At 53.7% G+C, this 22,578-nt stretch carries 22 protein-coding genes; 5 read left to right on the top strand and 17 right to left on the bottom strand.

The annotated features are described in order from the left end of the window. From KE671_RS08690 to KE671_RS08675, 4 genes are all read right to left on the bottom strand, one after another. On the bottom strand, nucleotides 1–1,248 hold the full coding sequence (locus tag KE671_RS08690) for a mechanosensitive ion channel family protein (RefSeq protein ID WP_206162576.1): 1,248 nt from the start codon (nucleotides 1,246–1,248) through the stop codon (nucleotides 1–3). Between the two features lie 76 nt (nucleotides 1,249–1,324). After that, on the bottom strand, nucleotides 1,325–1,978 hold the full coding sequence (gene nfsB / locus KE671_RS08685) for an oxygen-insensitive NAD(P)H nitroreductase (RefSeq protein WP_206162575.1): 654 nt from the start codon (nucleotides 1,976–1,978) through the stop codon (nucleotides 1,325–1,327). A 98-nt stretch (nucleotides 1,979–2,076) separates the two neighbouring features. Then, nucleotides 2,077–2,445: an MmcQ/YjbR family DNA-binding protein gene (locus KE671_RS08680; protein ID WP_206162574.1), complete on the bottom strand. Its 369-nt coding sequence runs from the start codon at nucleotides 2,443–2,445 to the stop codon at nucleotides 2,077–2,079. Beyond that, entirely contained in the window at nucleotides 2,445–3,026 is a 582-nt protein-coding gene (locus KE671_RS08675; RefSeq protein WP_206162573.1) for a TetR/AcrR family transcriptional regulator, read from the bottom strand. The genes KE671_RS08680 and KE671_RS08675 overlap by 1 nt, the downstream gene beginning before the upstream one ends. Before the next feature lie 192 nt (nucleotides 3,027–3,218). Here KE671_RS08675 and KE671_RS08670 point away from each other — a divergent pair, with 192 nt between their 5' ends. Together KE671_RS08670 and KE671_RS08665 are read left to right on the top strand one after the other, a co-directional pair. After that, nucleotides 3,219–4,352, top strand: a complete 1,134-nt coding sequence (locus tag KE671_RS08670) for an MBL fold metallo-hydrolase (protein ID WP_206162572.1) — start codon at nucleotides 3,219–3,221, stop codon at nucleotides 4,350–4,352. After that, a complete protein-coding gene (locus KE671_RS08665) occupies nucleotides 4,349–4,690 on the top strand; it encodes a RamA family antibiotic efflux transcriptional regulator (protein WP_206162571.1) in 342 nt (113 codons plus the stop codon). Before KE671_RS08670 ends, KE671_RS08665 begins: the two co-directional genes overlap by 4 nt. Before the next feature lie 33 nt (nucleotides 4,691–4,723). On the opposite strand, the gene KE671_RS08660 is transcribed toward KE671_RS08665, so the two are convergent. Both KE671_RS08660 and KE671_RS08655 read right to left on the bottom strand, forming a co-directional pair. Further along, complete coding sequence (locus KE671_RS08660; RefSeq protein ID WP_206162570.1) at nucleotides 4,724–4,972, bottom strand: DUF1158 domain-containing protein; 249 nt, start codon at nucleotides 4,970–4,972, stop codon at nucleotides 4,724–4,726. Nucleotides 4,973–5,041: 69 nt separating this feature from the next. Continuing rightward, entirely contained in the window at nucleotides 5,042–6,157 is a 1,116-nt protein-coding gene (locus KE671_RS08655; protein ID WP_206162569.1) for a YbdK family carboxylate-amine ligase, read from the bottom strand. Nucleotides 6,158–6,299: 142 nt separating this feature from the next. Here KE671_RS08655 and KE671_RS08650 point away from each other — a divergent pair, with 142 nt between their 5' ends. Further along, complete coding sequence (locus KE671_RS08650; protein WP_206162568.1) at nucleotides 6,300–7,004, top strand: GNAT family N-acetyltransferase; 705 nt, start codon at nucleotides 6,300–6,302, stop codon at nucleotides 7,002–7,004. 36 nt (nucleotides 7,005–7,040) lie between these two features. Here KE671_RS08650 and betA read toward each other — a convergent pair whose 3' ends face one another. Genes betA through betI form a run of 3 tightly spaced genes read right to left on the bottom strand, consistent with a single transcriptional unit; the run spans nucleotide 7,041 to nucleotide 10,810 of the window. Then, nucleotides 7,041–8,717, bottom strand: a complete 1,677-nt coding sequence (gene betA, locus KE671_RS08645) for a choline dehydrogenase (RefSeq protein ID WP_206162567.1) — start codon at nucleotides 8,715–8,717, stop codon at nucleotides 7,041–7,043. Between the two features lie 13 nt (nucleotides 8,718–8,730). Further along, a complete protein-coding gene (gene betB / locus KE671_RS08640) occupies nucleotides 8,731–10,203 on the bottom strand; it encodes a betaine-aldehyde dehydrogenase (protein ID WP_206162566.1) in 1,473 nt (490 codons plus the stop codon). Nucleotides 10,204–10,216: 13 nt separating this feature from the next. Further along, on the bottom strand, nucleotides 10,217–10,810 hold the full coding sequence (betI, locus tag KE671_RS08635) for a transcriptional regulator BetI (RefSeq protein ID WP_206162565.1): 594 nt from the start codon (nucleotides 10,808–10,810) through the stop codon (nucleotides 10,217–10,219). Between the two features lie 127 nt (nucleotides 10,811–10,937). On the opposite strand from betI, the gene KE671_RS08630 reads away from it, so the two are divergent. Both KE671_RS08630 and KE671_RS08625 read left to right on the top strand, forming a co-directional pair. Beyond that, on the top strand, nucleotides 10,938–12,971 hold the full coding sequence (locus tag KE671_RS08630; protein WP_206162564.1) for a choline transporter: 2,034 nt from the start codon (nucleotides 10,938–10,940) through the stop codon (nucleotides 12,969–12,971). A gap of 226 nt (nucleotides 12,972–13,197) precedes the next feature. After that, entirely contained in the window at nucleotides 13,198–13,350 is a 153-nt protein-coding gene (locus KE671_RS08625; RefSeq protein WP_206162563.1) for a Hok/Gef family protein, read from the top strand. Nucleotides 13,351–13,459: 109 nt separating this feature from the next. Here the strand turns inward: KE671_RS08625 and KE671_RS08620 are convergent, their stop codons facing one another. The 8 genes from KE671_RS08620 to KE671_RS08585 form a co-directional block, all read right to left on the bottom strand. Beyond that, nucleotides 13,460–14,245, bottom strand: coding sequence for an SDR family oxidoreductase (locus tag KE671_RS08620; protein WP_206162562.1), 786 nt, complete (start codon nucleotides 14,243–14,245; stop codon nucleotides 13,460–13,462). Nucleotides 14,246–14,279: 34 nt separating this feature from the next. Next, complete coding sequence (locus KE671_RS08615; RefSeq protein ID WP_206162561.1) at nucleotides 14,280–15,077, bottom strand: SDR family oxidoreductase; 798 nt, start codon at nucleotides 15,075–15,077, stop codon at nucleotides 14,280–14,282. Nucleotides 15,078–15,130: 53 nt separating this feature from the next. Beyond that, nucleotides 15,131–16,198 (bottom strand): ABC transporter permease, encoded by a 1,068-nt coding sequence (locus KE671_RS08610; RefSeq protein ID WP_042320824.1) that lies wholly within the window; start codon nucleotides 16,196–16,198, stop codon nucleotides 15,131–15,133. Between the two features lie 17 nt (nucleotides 16,199–16,215). Then, the gene (locus tag KE671_RS08605; RefSeq protein ID WP_206162560.1) at nucleotides 16,216–17,760 is read right to left on the bottom strand and encodes a sugar ABC transporter ATP-binding protein; all 1,545 of its coding nucleotides are present in this window, start codon (nucleotides 17,758–17,760) and stop codon (nucleotides 16,216–16,218) included. A gap of 1 nt (nucleotide 17,761) precedes the next feature. Continuing rightward, entirely contained in the window at nucleotides 17,762–18,382 is a 621-nt protein-coding gene (locus KE671_RS08600; protein ID WP_206162559.1) for a DUF2291 family protein, read from the bottom strand. 43 nt (nucleotides 18,383–18,425) lie between these two features. Continuing rightward, nucleotides 18,426–19,361 (bottom strand): D-ribose ABC transporter substrate-binding protein, encoded by a 936-nt coding sequence (locus KE671_RS08595; protein ID WP_042320820.1) that lies wholly within the window; start codon nucleotides 19,359–19,361, stop codon nucleotides 18,426–18,428. 140 nt (nucleotides 19,362–19,501) lie between these two features. Next, nucleotides 19,502–21,022 (bottom strand): FGGY family carbohydrate kinase, encoded by a 1,521-nt coding sequence (locus tag KE671_RS08590; protein ID WP_206162558.1) that lies wholly within the window; start codon nucleotides 21,020–21,022, stop codon nucleotides 19,502–19,504. A gap of 349 nt (nucleotides 21,023–21,371) precedes the next feature. Next, a complete protein-coding gene (locus tag KE671_RS08585) occupies nucleotides 21,372–22,322 on the bottom strand; it encodes a sugar-binding transcriptional regulator (protein ID WP_206162557.1) in 951 nt (316 codons plus the stop codon). Nucleotides 22,323–22,578 lie beyond the last annotated feature (256 nt).

The raw sequence follows: 22,578 nt of genomic DNA, 5'->3' as shown, positions 1-22,578 counted from the left end.
TTATTTGGTGAAAACGCCTGTCAGCGAGCGAATATCATTGCCGGTGGGCGACTGGTGGATACGTAGGCCGAATTCTTCCACCACCGCAAATATATGGTCGAAAATATCCGCCTGAATGCTTTCATATTCCAGCCAGACCACGGTATTGGTAAAAGCGTAAATCTCGATGGGTAAACCATGATCGTCTGGCGCTAACTGACGCACCATTAAGGTCATATCTTTACGAATGCGCGGATGGTTGCGCAGATATTCGTTCAGGTAGGCGCGGAACGTCCCAATATTGGTCATCCGGCGATGGTTCAGTACCGATTCAGGCGCATCCAGTTGTTGATTCCATTCATCGATTTCCTGATGGCGGGTATCCAGATAAGGCTTAAGCAGGCGCGCTTTATACAGGCGCTGCTTTTCATCATCATCCAGAAAATGAATGCTGGTGGCGTCAATACTGATACTACGTTTAATACGCCGACCGCCGGAGGCCGACATGCCGCTCCAGTTTTTAAACGAGTCTGAAACCAGTGACCAGGTGGGTATGGTGGTGATGGTATTGTCCCAGTTACGGACTTTCACCGTCGTCAAACCAATATCAATCACCGCGCCGTCCGCGCCGTATTTCGGCATTTCCAGCCAGTCGCCCAGTTTCAGCATGTCGTTGGCTGAAAGCTGAATGCCGGCAACCAGCCCCAGAATCGGGTCCTTAAATACCAACATCAGCACGGCCGCCATCGCGCCCAGACCGCTAATCAGGATCGCCGGGGATTGACCCATTAACAGCGAGATCACCAGAATGCCAACGATAATCGCGCTAATCAGTTTAATGCCCTGAAATATGCCTTTGAGCGGAAGCTGAGAGGCGGCCGGTATTTTTTGCGCCAGATTTAAGATGACATCCAGTAATGAAAACAACGACAGCAGTGCATACATCATGATCCACAACTGTGCGCAGGTGGTCAGAATGTCTGACGCTTCACTACCTTTTTGCAACCACAGCGCCGCCTGAATATTGACGATAATCCCCTGTAGGGTAAACGCCAGGCGATGGAATAATTTGTTCTGAGTAATGATTTGCAACCATAACCGAGAACTGGCGGTGGCGCGTTTTTCGAATGTGCGCAGTACCACCCAGTGCAAAATAATATGCACAATAACGGCAGTAAGAAAAATAATACCGAAAATCATCACCAGCGAGGTGGTGTGATTCATCTCAATACCCGCTAAATCTTCGACCTGGGTAATTAATTCCTGCATAACTTCTCCTTTATAAAACAGCGGTCAATGATGACCGCTGAGGGGAAATTATGCAAACGGAGGGACGCTGAGTGAATTACACCTCTGTCAGCGTGGTTTCCAGCGGCAGGCGAGATTTGGGCAGAGACGCGTTGAAATCTTCGACGCTGTGATGGCCTACCGGAACCACGACCACACTGGTGAAGCCCTTTTCTTTCAGGCCAAATTCCGCGTCGAGAATGGCTGCGTCAAAGCCTTCGATTGGTACCGCGTCCAGACCCAGCGCGCCAACGCCTAACAGGAAGTTACCGACGTTCAGATAAACCTGTTTTGCCATCCAGTGCGCGTCATCTTTCAAATCTTTCCGGTGCAAGTCGGCGAAGAAAGTACGTCCTTTGTGGTTGGCGGCTTTCGCGTCGGCAGAAGCAAAACGACCGTCGGCCTCTTCCTGATCGACCACGCGTTCCAGCCACGCATCGTCCATGGCCGTTTTGGCGCAGAACACCACGACATGCGAAGCATCAAGCATTTTTCGCTCGTTGAAAACATAGTTACCGGCGGCAGATTTGGCCACACGCGCTTTGCCTTCCGCTGTGCTGGCAACGATAAAGTGCCACGGCTGAGAGTTGGTACTGGACGGACTGTATTGCAGCAGCGTTTTGATTTTCTCTGCTTCTTCAGCAGTCAGCTTTTTATTAGGGTCGAATGCCTTGGTGGAGTGGCGCTTTAAGGCCACTGAAACGATATCCATAACTACTCCCGGTTGGTTTTACTACTCGCAGAGTACAAGGTTCTCTGAGCGATGATAAGAGAGATAATGCGAAAACAGTTTTCGGCTTTCACGACCAATCAGAGAGGGCGGATTCGTTTTTGGTCGCGTTTAGCCAGACCATCGACGACTAAATTCCACGAATCGTTGACCAGTTCTTCCAGCAATGACTCACTGATGTCATCGCCGGGGGCGACGGAAATCCAGTGTTTTTTGTTCATGTGGTAACCGGGAGTAATGCTTGGGTAAATCTGTTGATTTAGCAGAGATTTCTCAGGATCGGCTTTCAGGTTAATCACCGCGCGGTGGTTAAATTCGGTAACGATCATAAAAATCTTGCCGCCCACTTTAAACACGTCGTATTCCGGGCCGAACGGCCAGCAGTGTTCGGTAAAGGGAAACGCCAGCGCCAGACGTTTCGCGCATGCGTACAGCGTTTTTTCTTCCATTATGCTTCCTCACGGGTGAGGGCGCGCCACATCGCTTCAAAGCCCAGGGAGATAAATTCGCTGGCGCGAGCCGGTTCGCGGGCGGCAAATTCCATCGTCGTTTCCGCCAGCGTTAAAAACAGCGCGTCGCCGAAGGCGCGATACTCATCGGACATAAAGACCGGCAACACTGAGCGGTGGCAGAGATCGCGCAATTCCGGAAACAGATCGTCAGCTTTCTGTTCTGTCTCTTTAGTGATTTTTTCGCTGACCGCTAACTGGCGAATGGCGCGATGTCCCTGTGTATGGTTGAGGCCCCAGCTGATATAGCTGCTCCAGATGTAAAAGGTCAGCACTTTGGTATCCGTCAGTGAACGATCGAGATCCTCGATCAGCGACTGGCAAAGGCTCTGTTTGAGGTGAAGATAAAGCTCGTTGATTAACTCGTCTTTTGTCGCGAAATAGCGAAACAACGTTCCTTCTGCCACGCCTGCGTTGCGGGCAATCACGGCGGTTGATGCCGCGATCCCGGATTGCGCAACGGCCGTGGTTGCAGCCTCCAGTAATGCCTGTTTTTTGTCTTCACTCTTCGGACGAGCCACTACACTTTACCCTTAAGATTGTCTAAAAAGGTGATTGAAACACGGCCTTTGCAGCGCCGCAACGGTGAATGTCAAAGATTGAAAATCATCTTGACGCGAAACTTCCGATTTCTATAATGAGTGCTTACTCACTCATAATCAAGAGTCAGCCGCGCAAACCATCGGACCGGAGCGCGTTTTACAGGTCAGGATATGAAGCCTCTCTGCGTTTGTGTGGTCGTTATTATGCTCATTGCCAGTGCAGCAACGTTACCGTTTGTCCTCAATGCAGGCTTCGGCCAGGCGCCGCAGGGCGCTCAGCTTAGCCAGGTAGAACAATCTGCAAACTACCGTGATGGGCAATTCCATAATCAGGTGCCCACGCCGGGCTATACCGGAAACAAAAGTATGCTCGCAGCATGGTGGGAGTTTCTGGTCGCGAAGCGTGAAAACGCGCGGCCTGCGCAGCCGTTACCGCTGGTTGCCACCGATCTTGCCAGCTTGCCGGTTGAGCAGAATACCCTGATCTGGCTGGGGCACTCCTCGTGGTATCTGCAACTGGATGGCAAACGAATGCTGATCGACCCGGTTTTGAGCAGCTATGCCGCACCGTTTTCGTTCCTCAACAAAGCGTTCGCCGGCGAGTACCCGTGGACGGCGCAGACAATGCCGGCAATCGACCTGCTGATCATTTCTCACGATCATTATGACCATCTGGATTACGCCACCATCACCGCGTTAATGCCAAAGGTGAAACGTGTGCTCACGCCGCTGGGCGTTGGCTCGCATCTGCGTTACTGGGGAATGAATGGCGACATTATTGAAGAGCGTGACTGGAATCAGTCCGTCAGGGTCGACGATTCGCTGATGATTCATGTGTTGCCCGCACGACACTTTTCCGGACGTGGCATAAAGCGCAACCAGACGCTGTGGGCCAGTTTTTTGTTTGAAACGCCGGAACAGAAAATTTATTACAGCGGTGACTCGGGTTATGGCCCACATTTCAGGGCGATTGGCGAACAGTTTGGCGGCATTGACCTTGCCATCATGGAGAATGGTCAATATGACCAGGACTGGAAGTATATTCACATGATGCCGGAAGAGACCGCGCAGGCGGCTCTGGATTTGCGGGCAAAAGCGATATTGCCCGGTCATGCCGGACGCTTTGTGCTGGCAAAGCATAGCTGGGATGACCCTTACAAACGGCTGGCGCTGGCCAGTCGCAATAAAGCCTACCGTCTGCTCACTCCGATGCAGGGTGAACCGCTGAAGCTGAACGACCCGGCGCAAGGGTTCACCCCATGGTGGGAGCAGGCTACACAATTGCAGGAGAGGAGTTACGAATGACCATTTCTGCTCAGGTTATCGACAGCATTGTCGAGTGGATCGATGATAATTTGAATCAGCCGCTGCGCATTGACGACATCGCACGCCATGCGGGTTACTCCAAGTGGCATTTGCAGCGTCTGTTTTTGCAGTACAAAGGGGAGAGTCTGGGGCGCTATATTCGCGAGCGTAAACTGCTGCTGGCGGCACGCGATCTGCGCGAGTCCAACGAAAAAGTGTATGACATTTGTCTGCGCTACGGGTTTGACTCCCAGCAGACCTTTACCCGCATTTTTACCCGCACGTTTAACCAGCCGCCGGGCGCCTACCGTAAAGAAAACCACAGTCAGACGCACTGAAACTCAACGACGCGGCGGCGGGATTTCACCGGCCTAGTGAGCCAGCGAAAACCAACGACGCCAGATGTAACGAATCACGAAATATTCAACAGCGCCAAGCGCTAAGAACCACAGGCAAAACAGCAGCGTATAGAGCTGGTTGAGATCCATCAGGTGGAAGGTCACAACCAGCTTTTGCGCCAGCACCAGTCCCAGCGTCGGCGCGGGAAGCAGCAGGCAGGAGAGAAAAGCCAGCAGCAGAATACCGGCGGCGGTCATCAGGGATTCAAGCGGGTGTTTCATGGCATTGTTAAACTTGAGTTAAAACAGCCATTGTCCGGGATCTTCTCCGCTAACGCAAACCCGCTCCGCTTACCCTGCCCAGATCTCACAATGTTTTTTCACAAGCCCGATGAGCGAACCGCCTTCGCTGACAAATTCGCGCATGGTCTGCGCTTCATTAAGACCGTTTTTCACCTGGCGGGCTAAGGCCTCAATAGCGCTGGCGGCGCCCACTTTATCCGCTGATGGAGCCACATGTTCCAGCAGACGCAGCGTATCGTCTGACAACGGGTAGTGAGCGCCGGTATGCACATCGGTCAGAATGCCCTCCAGCCCATAGCGACAGGCCTGAAAACGGTTGAATTTATACAGCAGGTAATCTTGTTCCTGATGCTTAAACGGGCGCTCGGTCAGCAACCAATGGGCAGTGGCCTGGATTAATCCGGCCATATTCACCGCATGCGACAGGGTCAGCGGTGTATCCATCACCCGCACTTCGACAGTGCCAAAATGCGGGCTGGGGCGAATATCCCAGTGCAAATCCTTAATGCTGTCGATCATGCTCGTATAGCTGAGCCGACGGAAGAGTCCTTCAAATTCCTGCCAGTTGCGGACCCATGGCATCGGGCCATTATCGGGAAAGCCGGAAAAGATATTCAGGCGTGATGAGGCAAAACGGGTGTCGGCGCCCTGCATATAGGGTGAGGCGGCCGAAAGCGCAATAAAGTGTGGGACAAAGTGCGACAGTCCATGTAGCAGATAAATGGCGTCATCGCCGCTTTGGCAACCAACGTGAACGTGTTGCCCGAATACGGTGGCCTGCTGGATGAGATAACCAAAGTTTTCCAGCGTGCGCTGGTAGCGTTCGTTGTCGCACACCTGCTGGCGCTGCCATTTCTGAAACGGATGGGTGCCGCCGCCGCAAATCTCGAGATGGTGATCAGCCGCTGCCTCGAGGATCACCTTTTGCATGGCAGAAAACTGCGCGGCGGCCTGATCGATGTTATGGCAGACGTCGGTGGCCATCTCCAGCATGCTTTCGGTGATATCGTGCTTCACCTCTCCGGCGCTTACGCGATCCTTCAACGCTGCAATCAGCGTCGACGAGTCCTGACTCAGGTCATAACCAGGCGGATTGACCACCTGCATTTCCAGTTCAATGCCGAGGGTATACGGTTGTGAGACGTGAAAATCGGGTAGTGGCATGGCGTTGTTTCCCCTGATGATTTGCTTTCAGTATAGAAGCGATGGGCAGATCCGCCGCGGCAGAAGAAATCTGAAAGTGGCGCTTTGAAGACGGATCGGGAACTGTTATAACCAAATTTTACCGTTGCGTAAGGAGTAAGCTGTGCCGGAAATTAATCAGTATGGTCAGACGGTTGGTGACGCGTTGCCGGACTGGCATGGCGCGTCGGTTCTGCAACGAACCGTGCTGGAAGGTCGTTACTGTCGCCTTGTGCCACTCGATCCAGAACGTCATGCCGGAGAACTGTTCGACGCCTATGCGCAGGCCGAAGACGAGCGGGACTGGACGTGGCTGGCGAGCAGTCGCCCCGACAGCGTTGAGGCGACGTTCCACTGGCTCAGCGGGAAAGCGAATGATGACACACTGGTGCCATTCACCGTGGTGGATATCCGCGCTGAACGTGCGGTGGGGTTAGTCTGCTTTATGGCGATCGAACGCGATCACGGCAGCGTTGAAATCGGCCATGTCACCTGGTCGCCGCGGATGAAAAATAGCGTACTGGGCACTGAAGCCGTCTGGCTGCTGTTGCGGTATGCGTTTGCGCTGGGGTATCGTCGCGTGGAGTGGAAATGTGATTCGCTGAACCTGGCGTCGCGCCGGGCAGCAGAGCGTTTAGGTTTTGTGTTTGAAGGCCGCTTTCGCCAGAAAATTGTCCGCAAAGGCCGCAATCGGGACAGCGACTGGTTGTCGATGATTGACAGTGAGTGGCCTGAGCGTGACCGCGCATTACAGCGCTGGTTAGCGCCGGAGAATTTTGACGAGCACGGCCAGCAGCGGCAAACGTTAGCGCAGTGTCGGTTGCCATAATCGGCAGTCCGCTCTGTCTCCAGAGCGGACATCGCCTTAGCGTTGTGCCGGTTTGCGTACCGGCGTATCGCCTGCCACATAATATGACGCGGTACTTTTCGCCAGCGGCTCGCGGCCGCGAATGGCATCGGCAATTTTTTCGCCAATCATGATGGTCGTTGCATTCAGATTGCCGGTGATAATCTGCGGCATGATTGAGGCATCCACCACGCGTAAGTTTTCCACGCCGTGCACGCGGCCTTCGCCATCGACTACGGCCATCTCATCAAAGCCCATTTTACAGGTGCCACAGGGGTGGAACGCTGTTTCTGCATGGTTACGCACAAACGCATCCAGCTGTTCGTCGCTCTGGCAGTCAATGCCGGGGCTTATTTCTCGTCCACGGAATTTATCCAGCGCCGGCTGGTTGATGATTTCACGGGTAAGGCGAATTGCATCGCGGAATTCTTGCCAGTCCTGCTCTGTCGACATGTAGTTAAACAGAATTGCCGGATGCTCACGCGGATCGCGCGATTTGATTTGTACATGACCGCGACTCGGCGAGCGCATCGAGCCAACGTGGCACTGAAAACCGTGCTCTTTCACCGCGTTCGATCCGTTGTAGTTAATCGCCACCGGCAGGAAATGGTACTGGATGTTGGGCCAGGCGAATTCTTCCCGGCTGCGAATAAAACCCCCCGCTTCAAAATGGTTGCTGGCGCCGACGCCCGTTCCGCCAAATAACCATTCAGCGCCGATCTTTGGCTGGTTCCACCATTGCAGGGCAGGGTAGACCGAGACGGGCTCTTTACACGCATACTGGAGGTACATTTCCAGATGATCCTGAAGGTTTTCACCGACGCCAGGCAGAGGGTGAACCAGCGGAATGGCATGCGCTTTTAACAGCGCGGCATCCCCTACGCCAGAGCGTTGCAGGATCTGTGGTGAAGCAATCGCGCCTGCGCACAGCAGCACTTCTTTTCGGGCCGTCGCGCTGACGGGGATCGTACTGTCGCCTTCGAGCCACTCCACACCGACCGCTTTTTTACCGTCAAATAGGATGTGGTCGGTCAGCGCGTGGGTCACGATGGTAAGGTTCGGCCGTTTTTTCGCCTGATCCAGATAGCCTCTGGCCGTGCTGGCGCGACGTCCCTGGGGCGTGACGGTGCGGTCCATTGGGCCAAAACCTTCCTGCTGATAACCGTTCAGGTCATCGGTTCGCGGATAACCTGCCTGGACGCCTGCCTCGATCATCGCATCAAACAGCGGGTTTACGCCCGGTTTTGAGGTGGTTACGCTGACCGGGCCATCGCCGCCGTGATAGTCATTCGCGCCGACATCGCGGCTTTCCGCTTTGCGGTAGTAGGGCAGGCAGTTGAGATAGCTCCAGTGCTCAAGTCCGGGTTCTTCTGCCCAGTTGTCGAGATCCAGCGCGTTGCCACGAATGTAGCACATGCCGTTAATTAGCGAGGAGCCGCCCAGCCCTTTGCCGCGTCCGCACTCCATGCGACGGTAGTTCATATGCGGTTCAGGTTCGGTCTCATACGCCCAGTTATAGCGCTTCCCCTGCAACGGGAAGGCCAGCGCTGCCGGCATCTGGGTGCGGAAATCCGCACGGTAATCCGGACCGCCTGCTTCCAAAAGCAGAACGGTGGTAAAGCTGTCTTCTGTCAGTCGTGTTGCCAGGACGTTGCCGGCAGAACCGGCACCAATAATGATGTAGTCAAAATGCAATGAAACCTCCTGCTTAAAATACGGACTGGAAGGGGGCCATCTCGAGCTGGATGGATTTCACCTGGGTGTAGCTTTGCAACGTCATCACACCGTTTTCGCGCCCGATACCGGAATGCTTGTAGCCGCCAACCGGCATTTCTGCGGGCGATTCCCCCCAGGTGTTGATCCAGCAGATCCCGGCTTGCAGTTGGTGAATGACGCGATGCGCGCGGTTGAGATCCTCAGTGACCACGCCTGCCGCCAGACCGTAGTCGGTGTCGTTGGCGCGGCGGATGACCTCGTCTTCGCTCTCGTAGGTCAGAATCGTCATCACCGGGCCGAAGATCTCTTCGCGTACGATAGTCATCTCATCACGGCAGTCGGTGAACACCGTTGGGGCAACCCAGGCGCCATGATCGAAATCTTTGCCTTTCAGCACATCGCCGCCGCAGAGCAGCGTCGCACCTTCGTTTTTACCGTTTTCGATGTAGCGCAGGACGTTTTCACGATGCGGGAAGCTAACCAGCGGGCCAAAGTTAGTGGCGGAATCAAACAGATCGCCTGCGCGGATCCGCGCCACGCGAGACAAAATGGTCTGCTCGAATGCGCTTTTCATCCGTGCCGGTATAAACACGCGCGTCCCGTTTGTGCAGACCTGACCGGAGCTGTAGAAATTCGCCATCATCGCAATATCTGCGGCAAGGTTAATGTTGGCATCTTCAAAAACGATCAGCGGCGATTTCCCACCCAGTTCCATCGTCACCGCTTTGAGTGAGGATGCGGCAGCGTTCGCCATCACTTTTTTACCGCTGGCGACGCCGCCGGTGAAGGAGACTTTGGCAATGCCCGGATGTTCAGTCAGATAGCGGCCCGTTTCCGCGCCCTCGCCCGGCAGGACATTAAAGACGCCGTCTGGCAGACCGGCTTCGCTGTAGATTTCTGCCAGCTTCAGGGCGGTCAGCGGGGTGACTTCGCTGGGTTTGAAGATCATGGCATTGCCTGCCGCCAGCGCCGGCGCGGATTTCCACAGCGCGATCTGGATCGGGTAATTCCATGCGCCAATCCCGGCGACGACGCCCAGCGGCTCGCGGCGAGTGTAGACGAACGCAGTCTCGCGCAGGGGGATTTGGCTGCCTTCCAGCGCGGGGATCAGCCCGGCGTAGTATTCCAGTACGTCGGCTCCCGTGGCGATATCGACGCTGGCGGTTTCGCTGAACGGTTTGCCGGTATCCCGCGTTTCCAGCGTCGCCAGTTCGTCGTTACGTTCGCGCAGAATCTCCACCGCCCGGCGCAGAACGCGCGAGCGTTCCATGGCGGTCATCGCCGCCCAGATTTTTTGTCCGCGCTGCGCGCTTTTTACCGCGCGGTCGACATCCTCACGTCCTGCGGCCTGGACGGTGGCCAGTACCTCGCCAGTAAAAGGATTGATCGTCTCGAAAGTGCGACCGCTGGCGGCGGGGGTATAGCCACCATCAATGTAAAGCTGTTGTTCTGCCATTCGGGACATGGTTTCTCCTCGGTTAGTCAGTGGCGTTGGGTAAGTGCTGACTGATGTAATGGGTGGTCAGCGCCTGGGCGAGGCTCAGGTCAAACGGCTTTCCGCTGAGGGCCGCGCGCAGCCACAACCCGTCTATCAGCGCCGCTAATCCGTAGCCCGCCTGCTGAGCCTGTTCACGCGGTAGCTCGCGTTTGAATTCGGCCACGATATTTGACAGCAGGCGTTTACTGGCGACCTGCTGCAGGCGGTACAGCATCGGCTGGTGCATGCTGCTGGCCCAGAACGCCAGCCAGGCTTTCATTGCGGCGTGGCTGATCTGGGTCTCGTCAAAGTTTCCCGCCACGATGGCGCGCAATCGCAGCTCGGCGCGCGCGCCCGGTAGCGCATGGAGTCGATGCAAAACGGCATGACGCAGCTGGCTGGTGATGTCGCGCATCGTTGCCTCCAGCAATCCATTCTTATCCTTAAAGTAATGGCTAATGATCCCGGTTGAAACACCGGCACGCCGGGCGATTTGCGCAATCGTCGCATCATGCATCCCGACTTCATTTATCGCTTCCAGCGTGGCGTCAATCAGCTGCCGCTGGCGTATCGGCTGCATCCCCAGTTTGGGCATTTTGGGACTCCATTCATCAATTTTGTTTAACCATTAAAACGGTTTTTGATTGGACGTTCAATATAAAATGTGTCTTAATTGTTGCGAATTTGATTTTTAATAGTTACAAAAAATGTGAGGATACTGGATGTCAGACCTTCCACAGCGCAGAGAAAAGGACAAAATCAATCCGGTGGTTTTCTACACGTCCGCCGGGCTGATTTTGTTGTTTTCCCTGACCACCATCTTTTTTAGCGATTTCTCCGCCGTCTGGATTGGCCGGACGCTGAACTGGGTTTCAAAAACGTTCGGCTGGTACTATTTGCTGGCGGCCACGCTGTACATTGTCTTTGTGGTTTTCATCGCCTGCTCGCGTTTTGGTTCGGTTAAACTCGGGCCGGAGCAGTCGAAACCGGAATTCAGTCTGCTCAGTTGGGCGGCTATGCTGTTCGCCGCCGGGATTGGTATCGACCTGATGTTTTTCTCCGTGGCGGAGCCGGTGACGCAATACATGCAGCCGCCGGAAGGGGCAGGGCAAACCATTGAAGCGGCGCGTCAGTCGATGGTCTGGACGCTCTTCCACTATGGCCTGACCGGCTGGTCAATGTATGCCCTGATGGGCATGGCGCTGGGATACTTTAGCTATCGCTATAATCTGCCGCTGACCATCCGTTCTGCGCTTTATCCGATCTTCGGTAAACGCATTAACGGGCCGATTGGACATAGTGTCGATATTGCCGCTGTCATCGGTACTATTTTTGGTATTGCCACCACGCTGGGCATTGGTGTGGTTCAGCTCAACTACGGTCTGAGCGTGCTGTTTGATATCCCGGATTCGATGGCGGCGAAAGCGGCGCTGATTGTGCTTTCGGTGGTGATCGCCACGATTTCGGTCACTTCCGGAGTGGATAAGGGTATCCGCGTACTTTCAGAGCTTAACGTTCTGCTGGCGTTGGGGCTGATCCTCTTTGTCCTGTTTATGGGCGACACCTCATTTCTGCTCAACGCGCTGGTGCTCAACGTGGGCGACTATGTGAATCGCTTTATGGGGATGACGCTCAACAGCTTTGCCTTCGATCGTCCGGTTGAGTGGATGAATAACTGGACGCTGTTTTTCTGGGCATGGTGGGTGGCCTGGTCGCCGTTTGTCGGCCTGTTCCTCGCGCGAATCTCTCGCGGGCGTACCATTCGTCAGTTTGTCTTCGGTACGTTGATTATTCCGTTCACCTTTACGCTGCTGTGGCTGTCGGTGTTCGGCAACAGCGCGCTGTATGAAATTATCCATGGCGATGCAGGTTTTGCCCAGGAGGCGATGGCGCATCCGGAACGAGGGTTTTACAGTCTGCTGGCGCAGTATCCGGCGTTTACCTTCAGCGCCTCGGTTGCCACGATCACCGGGCTACTGTTCTATGTGACGTCAGCGGATTCCGGCGCGCTGGTGCTGGGGAATTTCACCTCGAAACTGAAAGATATCAATAGCGATGCCCCGTCATGGCTGCGTGTCTTCTGGTCGGTGGCGATCGGTTTATTGACGCTGGGTATGCTGATGACGAACGGGATTTCAGCCCTGCAAAATACGACGGTCATTATGGGGCTACCGTTCAGTTTTGTTATCTTCTTTATCATGGCGGGATTGTATAAGTCACTGAAAGTGGAAGATTATCGCCGTGAGAGCGCGAGCAGGAATACGGCGCCGCGGCCGATGGGCATGCAGGATCGATTGAGCTGGAAAAAACGCCTGGCGCGGTTGATGAACTATCCTGGTACGCGCTACACCCGCGAGATGATGGAAATCGTGTGCTTCCCGGCGATGCAAGAGGTGGCGCAAGAGTTAACACTGCGTGGTGCGCACGTAGAACTGAAAAGTCTGCCGCCGGTCGAAGGCGAAAGTCTGGGGCACCTTGATCTGCGGGTGCACATGGGAGATGAGCGTAACTTTATCTATCAAATCTGGCCGCAGCAGTATGCGATTCCGGGCTTTACCTACCGTGCTCGCAGCGGGAAATCGACCTATTACCGTCTGGAGACGTTCCTGCTGGAAGGCAGTCAGGGCAATGACCTGATGGATTACAGCAAAGAGCAGGTGATTACCGATATTCTCGACCAGTATGAACGTCATCTGAACTTCATTCATCTGGATCGCGAAGCGCCAGGAAATGGCGTGCTGTTCCCGGGCATGTAGGGCTGTCTAAATGTTTTCCGAAAATGAAGTTTGGCTGTATAAATATACAGTATCGAGATAGAAGAAGAGTACGATAACGGCGGGTGCCTGATGCTTTCCAGCTTCAGGCCGTTGCTGAGGTCTGGAAAGAAGAAAGCCCCAAGGAGATAGTTCTATCAACCTTGAGGCTACCATTCCAAACCTGAACAATTCGGATGGTAGTCTCTTCTTCGCATGGAGGCAATACATGCTGACGAAATATGCCTTAATGACAGTCATCGCACTCTGCATTACAGTGCTGGGATTCACGCTCCTGGTGAGGGACTCACTCTGTGAGTTCAGCGTCAGGGAACATGGTATTGAGTTTAAGGCAGTTCTCGCTTACGAATCGAAGAAGTAGCCGTTATGCGGGGAACTATCCCCGCATATCCGCTTGTCAGGTCTGGATGAGACGGCACCCGCTTTATCACATCGCCCGCAGTCAGTCATGGCTGCGGGCGAATTTCTGTTTACCAGCAGATAAATCCGCCATCAACGACGAGATCGACGCCGGTGCAAAACGAGGCCGCATCACTGGCGAGGAACAGCGCCGGGCCTGCCATCTCTTCAACTTTTGCCATTCGCTGAATCGGCGTCTGGCTCTCAAATTCACGCGTCTGATGAACCATTTCAGGGCGGGTGTTCATCGGTGTCGCGGTGTAACCCGGGCTGATTGAGTTCACGCGAATGCCTTTCTCAATCCATTCCATCGCCAGACTTTTCGAGAGATGAATAACCCCCGCTTTCGAACTGTTGTAATGCGCCTGTTCAAGGCCACGGTTGACGATGATTCCGGACATAGAGGCGATGTTGATGATTGAGCCGCCGCCAGATTCCAGCATCAGTTCCGCTTCGGCCTTACAGGAGTTCCATACGCCCGTGAGGTTGATGTCGATAACGCGCTGCCACTGTTCACTTTCCATTTCCAGCGCCGGGTTGGCGTTGGCGATACCGGCAGCGTTGACCGCGATATCCAGACGACCAAACCGCTCTTTGGTGAGGGCGACGGCGGCGCGTAGATCGCTGAGCTGACGAACATCCCCCGTATAGCATGCCGCCTGGCCGCCTATTGCTTCGATATGATCAACGGTCTCTTTCAGCCCGCTGTCTTCGCGCAGATCAAAACAGACAACCCGTGCGCCCGCGCTGGCCAGCGCCCAGGCTATGGTCTGACCGATGCCGCTACCGGCGCCAGTGACGAAAGCGACGCGTCCTTGTAGGTTAAACAGTTGTTGAGCAAAATCTTTTGCGATCATAGTGATAACTCTCTTCACAAATACCCGTCGGGTATTACGACATAATCAGGCCACCATCAATGTTGATGGTTTGTCCGGTAAGATAGCGCGCATCGTCAGAGGCCAGGAAGGCAACCAGTCCGGCGACATCTTCAGGTTTACCTGCGCGTTTCATGGGGATGCCCTTAACCCATTCCGCCATCAGTTCACCTTTGCCATAGCGTTTTTCATCGGTACTGAGGATCTGGCCCCAGACGCGATCGTTGTAATCCCACATTTCGCTTTCGATGATCCCCGGACAGAAGGCGTTGACGGTAATGTTCCACGGTGCCAGTTCATGCGCCAGGCTTTGCGTGATACCAATTACACCCATTTTGCTGGCGGCGTAGTGCGGGGTATAGATAAAGCCCTGACGTCCCTGGCCGGAAGAGGTATTAATCAGGCAGCCGTAATTCTGTTTAACCATATATTTCGCCGCTTCCCGGCAGCAGAGCCACACGCCAGTAGTATTGACGGCGAGGGTTTTTTCAAAATCCGCTTTCGGCATCCGGTCAAAATAATCAATGGTGATCACGCCCGCGTTCTGAATAGAGACATCAATCGAGCCAAAGCGTGCAGCAGCTTGCTCATACAGTGCTTGCACCTGTTCTTCGTTAGTGACATCAACCTGTAGTGATAAAATGTCAGCCTGGTAGCGCTGGCGCAGCTGTTCTGCCGTTTCGTGAACGCGCTCAGCGTTGGAGACCATCACCAGGTTTGCGCCGTCCCGGGCGAAACGTTCGGCGATACCCGCGCCAATTCCCCGGCATGCACCGGTGATGACGACCGTCTTACCATGAAAATCACGTTGCATATTTCTTTCCCCTGTATAAGCCGGACACGCAATGCCCGGCGCAGTGATGCTACTTAACTGGATACGGTATTTGCTGAGGGTGCTGTCGCCTCTTTTTCTTCATGACGACGCATCAGAATGACTTTGTTCTGTAGCTTTTGCTGGAACTGGTCGACAACCACGGCGGTGACGATAACGACGCCCTTAATGACCATTTGCCAGAAATCGCTGACGCCCATCATCACCATGCCATCGGCCAGAAAAACGATGACGAAGGCCCCGATGATGGATCCAGATACGCGTCCGCGACCACCCGCGAGCGCGGTCCCGCCTAAAACGGTGGCGCCGATGGCGTCCATCTCAAACATGTTGCCGGTCATCGGGTGAGAGGTTTGTAACTGGGAGGCGACAATCAGCCCAACGAAGGCAGCACACAACCCGGAGAAGGCGTACACGAAAATTTTGGCTTTGACGATAGGTACGCCGGCGAGTCGCGCGGCGGATTCGTTACCGCCAATCGCGTAGATGTAGCGACCAAGCGGGGTTTTGGTGGTGATCCAGTAGCCCAACACCAGGAAGGCGATCATCAGCCAGATAGGCAGGTAAATTCCAAGCAATGTGCCGGAGCCAAGGGTGGCAAAACCGGTATTTCCCAGCGCCTCCATACCGTTAAGGTTGGGGTAGGTGCTGCCGTCGTTAAACAGCAGGGCTGAGCCCCTGGCAACATACATCATACCGAGAGTACAGATGAAAGGCGCAACGCCAAAGCGGGTGATGACGGCGCCATTGACGAACCCAACGAGAACGCCAAAGATGGCGACACAGAGGATCACTTCCGGCACGTTGAAGAAGATAATGTTGCCGCCCCAGATGGGTAACCCATTGGTGAGTAACGCACCCGCCACCATGCCGCAGATACCGGCAACGGCGCCGACCGACAGGTCAATGCCGCCAGTCAGGATCACCAGCGTCATTCCAATCGCCAGCAAGCCGGTAATGGCAACGTGCTGGGTCATAATCAGTAGGTTAGATGTGGTCAGGAAATTCGGTACCATCACGCTGAAGAATGCGATGACCAGCAGCAGAGCGATAAACGTTCTGGCCTTCAGCAGGTACATGTAAATCATATATTTCTGGTTCATGATGGATTCCAGCCTGATTAATCTTGCGGTGTAGAAGCCGCGATCAACTTCTCGCGGGTGACTGCATGACGGGGGACATCAGCGGTGATCCGGCCATCAGCCATCACCAGAATGCGGTCCGCCAGCGCCATCACTTCATCCAGCTCTGATGAAGAGAACATGACTGCCAGTCCTTGTTGTGCCATTTTGCCGATAAGGTGATACACATCCGTTTTCGCCCCTACGTCGATGCCGCGGGTCGGTTCATCGAGGAACACCACCTGCGGCTGCGTCATTAACGCTTTACCCAGCACCACTTTTTGCTGGTTTCCACCGCTGAGTGAGGTGATAGGCAGTTCGGGATCGCTCACTTTGATGGCAAGTTGCTGAATCATCTTCTTCACGCTGTCCTGTTCTTTGTGCGGGTTCAGCCATTTCCAGGCCCGGCGAAAACCCTGCAGGCTGAGGTCAGAGAGCGTCATATTGGACTGAATCGACATCATCTGAACGACGCCTTCGCCCTGTCTGTCTTCCGGCACCAGCGCGAGCCCTTTTTTAAGTCGTGACTGGAAGTGGGCTTTATCGATGCACTCACCGTTGAGCTGAACGCTGCCGCTCTGGCAGGGCATCAGGCCCACCAGCCCCTTGAAGAGTTCAGTGCGTCCGGCGCCCAGCAGACCGTAGATCCCAATCACTTCGCCTTTATTCAGGCTAAACGACACGTCATTGAGCTTATAGCCGCCGCTGGCATGGAGCGCTGTCAGCCCCTGTACCGCGAGAACCGTGTCGCCTTGCGGGGCCGGTTGATAATCGAAGTGTTTTTTCTTATCACCCACCATCTGTTCGATGATCCACGGAATGCTGGCATCGCTGACCGGACGCTCGCTGATAAAGCGACCATCGCGGAAAATGGTGATGTAGTCACCAATTTCCATCAGCTCTTCCAGACGATGGGAAATATAGATAATGGTTACGCCGCGGCGCTTGAGCTGTTCAATCACGTTGAACAGGATTTTGACTTCAGACTGGCTCAGCGCGGAAGTGGGTTCATCCATGATGAGGACGCGCGTATCTTTCGAGAGTGCGCGGGCAATCTCAACCAGTTGCTGGTGGCCAATCCCCAGTTCTTCTAAGGGCGTGTATGGATCAACATCCAGTTCCAGTCGCTTTAGCAGGCTTTGTGCCAGCGCGTACTGATACTTTTCGTTAATTTTTCCTTTCTGAAAAAACTCGTTAGCCATGAAAATATTGTCCATGACATTCATATTCGGGAATAAATTCAATTCCTGAAAAATAATACTGATACCCAATTTTTCGGCCTGATGCGTTGAATTCATCGTAACAGGCGTACCATCCAAAAAAATTTCACCGGAGGATGGGGTTTCGACACCAGCAAGCATTTTCATCATGGTGGATTTACCCGCACCATTTTCTCCGATCAGAACATTCACTTTATTCCGATATACCCGATAATTAACGTTATCTAATGCCACCACGCCAGGATAGACACGAGACAGGCTGCGGGTTTCGATAATCACTTCTGATTCGACGGGATGGGGAGCGACGATATCTTGCTGTTGCATGTTATTGTCCTCCTGCAGGTTCAATTTTTGCGGGCGTAATATCCGGGATGGTCTGCGGAATATCCCATGCGGAAAATACGCCATATACTTGTACGGATTCGCCGGTTTTAAGCGGGGCCGCCTGAATCATTTTTATCGCCTGGTCGTTAATGGCGCGACCGTACTCGCCGAACAACACCTGGTCGTTGAAATCACCGTAAGTTGCGCCTTTCCAGGCGTCGCGTAAATGTGTGCCGCGTAGCGTTGGACCAATCTGAACAATAATATTGCTGCCACTTTTATCCGCGACGGTCATTTTTCCGCTGCGGGAAGCGGTATCAATGGTGCCAATTTTGCCTTCGACTTTGACGTAAAAAATGCAAGGGTTCTCTTCCTGAGCGCGATAGCCCAGTTTTTTACAGGCACTATCGAAATCCTTCTCGGCCTGTAAAGCAGCCATTAAATCCGCCACCGGACGAGCCTGCCCAACAATTTGCGGCACAATTTTGTTTTGCCACGTTTGGTCTATATTGGACATATGGGGATTAGGCGGAGATTTAAGATCCGCAAGTTCCTGCTGCGAGACGATGCGGCATCCACCCACGGTCAACACGACCAGCGCCAGCCAGGCTTTTTTAGACATAATGCTCTCCTTTGCGCCTCCGCAGAGGCGCAACTACCCGAGATCAGGACTTGATATTGAAATCCTGTACTTTATCTGCGTTATCTTTGGTGATGAGAATGCCGCGGAACATGACGCGCTGTTTCTCTGGTTTCACTCCTTTTTGCAGGTAGTTATCCAGATCGGTCACGCCTTGTGCGGCGATAGCCTGAGCCTGAAGCATGACGGTAGCCTGCAATGTACCGGCTTTCACCGCATCGCGTTCATCGTTGCTGCCGTCAATGCCGACGACCACAACGTCATTGCGATTTGCGGCTTTTAACGCGGCGATTGCGCCCAGCGCAACAGGACCGTTACCGCAGATGACGCCTTTCACATCCGGGTGGGCTTGCAGAATGCTGTCCATAATTCGCTTACCGTCGATGAGCGTTCCTTTCGCATCCTGTTTGGCGACGCTGACCATATCCGGGAACTGGTCAATAACCTGATGGAAAGATTTCGAGCGGGTAACACAGTTATTATCGGCGAGGTTACAGGTCAGCTCGGCGTATTTCCCTTTTTCCCCCATTTTCTCAACGAAAACGTTGGCAACTTCAGAACCTGCCTGGAAGTTATTATGGGTAATTTGCACTAGCGCCACATCATCAACGGGAATTTCGCGGTTGATTAATATAACGGGAATACCGGCTTTTTTCGCTTTTTCAATGGCGGCAACGCTGGCCGTTGAATCCGCATTATCCAGAACGATGCCCTGAACTTTTTTGCCGATAGCGGTATCAATCAATTCATTCTGTTTTTTTACATCTTCGCTGTGCGACAAAATGGTAGTTTTGTAGCCTAACTCCTGGGCTTTTTCACTGGCGCCTTTGGCTTCTGACGCGTAATACGGATTATCCAGTGAATTCACCATAATCATAATTGTCCCTTTCTCTGCGGCATGAGCAGTAAAAGACAATGCGGTCAGGGTTGCAGCGGTTAACAGCGTTAAACGTAATTTCATGACAATGTTCTCTCTGTGTTGTTATTGTCGGGTACGGTGAAACAACGTAAAGCATGAATTCTTATAAAGCAGGGCTAATGGGCCGGAGTTCTCCTTCTGTTAATGAGTCGGGGGTGTCACGCATCTTCCCTGGTGAGGCGTCAGGCGGACGGGGCCGGTTTCCATCGTGTTCTGTTCACCGCATTGCGCCACTCCTGCCATCTTTTTTGCAGGCGATGATGGCGGGCCATATCGGGCTGAAATGCGCTGTGTACGGTTAAAAAAGCTTTTAAATCAGTGAGCGAGCCAGGGTTGAGCGCTTTGCGCGCCAGTAACGCGGCGCCAATGGCCGACAGTTCAGGCACGTCGCTGCGCATCACCGGACAACCCAGCAGGTCTGCCTGGTACTGCATTAACCAGTCATTCTTTGTTGGGCCGCCGTCAACCATCAGCGCCGACAAGCTAAAGTCCTCATGCTGCTGCATGGCAACCACCACATCGGCGATTTGATAGGTGATCGACTCAAGGGCGGCCCGGATCAGATGGGCTCGTTTGACGCCGCGACTTAGCCCGCAGATCACACCGCGCGCGCTGTCATCCCACCATGGCGCGCCGAGACCGGTTAAGGCCGGGACGAAGTACACCCCCAGGGTTGACTCGACGGAGGCGGGGAGCGTATTCAGTTCATGCGCCAGTTCGGCGTCAGAAAGTTCGCTCAAGCCGGTGCTATCTGCCATCCACGCCACCGCATCGCCCGTGTGCGGAATATTGCCTTCCAGGCCGTAAATGATGTTCTCACCGTCGTGCCAGGCAATGGTGGTCGCCAGCGCGCCAATATCACACTGGGCAGAGGTCACCGGCGCCATTACGGAGGATCCGGTGCCGTAAGTGGCCTTGACGCACCCCATCTCGCCGAGGGCATGACCAAACAGCGCAGCGTGCGAGTCACCGACCATCGACATCACCGGGATACCATCCGGAATGCCGCTCAGGCCGCGGGTATAGCCAAATAATCCACTGGAGGGTTTGATTTCCGGTAACGCGGCGCGGGGGATGTGGAATAGCTCCAGCATGGTGTCATCCCACTGCCCGGTGTGCAGATTGAGTAACTGGGTGCGGGCCGCGTTAGAGTAGTCGCAACTGAAGGCCTCGCCGCCGGTTAAATTCCACAGCAGCCAGCTGTCGATAGTGCCCAGACAGATTTTCCCCTCGGCCGCAAGCTGCGGACCATCGGTTACCGACTCCAGTAGCCAGCGCATTTTCGAGGCGGAAAAAAGCGGTGCAATTGGCAGGCCGGTGGTGGTTTTGATCAGGTGTTCTTTGTTGTCGTGACGCAGTTCTTCACAATACGCCGCACTGCGTGTGCATTGCCAGGTGATGGCGGAATTCAGTGGTTTACCCGTCAGGCGATACCAGCCAATGGCGGTTTCACGTTGATTACTGATCGCCAGGGCCGCGACATTGTCAGCGCCGACGTGACTTATCGCTTTTGCAATAACATCAAGAGATGCTTCAATCAATACCTCGCCGGATTGCTCCACCCAGCCTTCACGCGGAGTCTGAATGGCCAGCGGTTGAGAAAATTTGGCGACCACCTGGCCTTGTGCGTCCAGTGCGACCGCCTTAGCGTTGGTGGTACCTTCATCCAGCGCAATGATGAACTCTTTCTTTGCTGCACACATAGATTGATTATCTCCTGAGTCACATTGCGTCCCGGCGTTAAAGGGAAAGGGGCCTCCCTCACTGTCGCGTCATTACTTAATCAGGCTTGATTGTGACATTGTGTATTTTTACTGTCTGAATATATATTCGATGCTGATTATTTATTTAATACCTTAGCCAGAATCTTTCAGTAGGGCTATAGAAAAAATCATCAATTGTGCTGAGAATCACACTTACACAGCGGGAAGAATATCAGGTTCACGCGACAGTTACGTGGAGGTGAATCCTTTCAGTTTATTGAAATATAGGGATTTTTATACGGTCTTTGCGGCGAGCTCTTTTTTCGCAAAGACCGAAGATGTGGGAAGATCAGGCTGTTACTAACATTCGCGCGGTAGGATAATCGGTGATCAATACGTCGATATAGCCCCCGTTCAACGCCCCTTTGATGGCAGCAACTTTGTCAGTTCCTCCTGCCAATGCCACGACGTTAGGGCATTTTTTGACTTTCTCGAGCGCCATGCCAATGACCGGATCTTCATCATCCTGTAAGACCGGCTGGCCGTTTTTATCGTAGTAGTGCAGGCAGATATCTCCCACGGCACCGCGATCGGCCAGTACCTGTAACATATCTTCGTGGTAATAGTTGCCCGACGTCTTAAGCAACTGGGACGGCTCCAGAATCCCCACCCCTACGATGGCGATATCGACATTATCGAAACGCGAGATCACCTCGGCGACATCCTTGCTGGCGATAAGACGATTTTTCTCCTCAACCGACCCCTCAATACTTTGCGAAGGGAGTAGCCAGGCCTCACAGTTAAGATGTTGCGCCAGCGTCTGGGTCAAAATGGTGGCCTGCACATTGCCGTTTGGTCCGACGCCGCCGAGTAGCTGGATCACGCCGCCAGCTTTCAGATTCTGAGTATGGACTTCGTCAACCATCGCCCGGATGGTTGAACTCCACGAGGAGACGCCCACCAGATCTTTGGGTCGCAGGCGGGTTTCAAGATAATGGGCGGCAGCAGAACCGATGGCGCGTTTGATACTGTGGTCGGTGGCATCGTCTTCGGTATCCACCACAATCGCCTGTTTGAGTCCGTAGCGATCTTCGATCCCTTTTTCAAGATTCAGGAAGATATTTGAGGGCTGCACAACGCTGATTTTTACTACCCCTTCTTTCTGACAGCGGGTGATGGCTCGGGAGATAAACGACTGAGAAAGCGAGAGAAGTTGAGCAATATCGGACTGTTTGCGTCCTTCAAGATAGTAAAGGGTGGCGATTTTAACCAATAGCCGTTGTTCGTCCTGCTTAGCCATATATTTCCCCGAAAATCATTTACGTACAGCCATTATCTTAGAGACTTTTATCATACGCGAAAACAAAAGACAGGTAAGTGTGATAAAGCTCTAACTTTAACCAATCCTCAAAAACAGGGATGGACAAATACGGAAATGTGGTTGCATAATTGAATAAAGAATCATCTATGAATATATATTCAAGGTGGTTTCAGGTCAACTGATTATTCCCGACGTCAAGGTAGTCGCGGTGAGGAGGCAGAATGTTCCTGAGTAA

Origin of the sequence: Citrobacter amalonaticus, from assembly GCF_018252635.1 — a bacterium.
GTDB lineage: Bacteria > Pseudomonadota > Gammaproteobacteria > Enterobacterales > Enterobacteriaceae > Citrobacter_A > Citrobacter_A amalonaticus_E.
The sequence above is the reverse complement of the archived record's forward strand: the minus strand, read 5'-3'. Positions and strand labels throughout refer to the sequence as shown.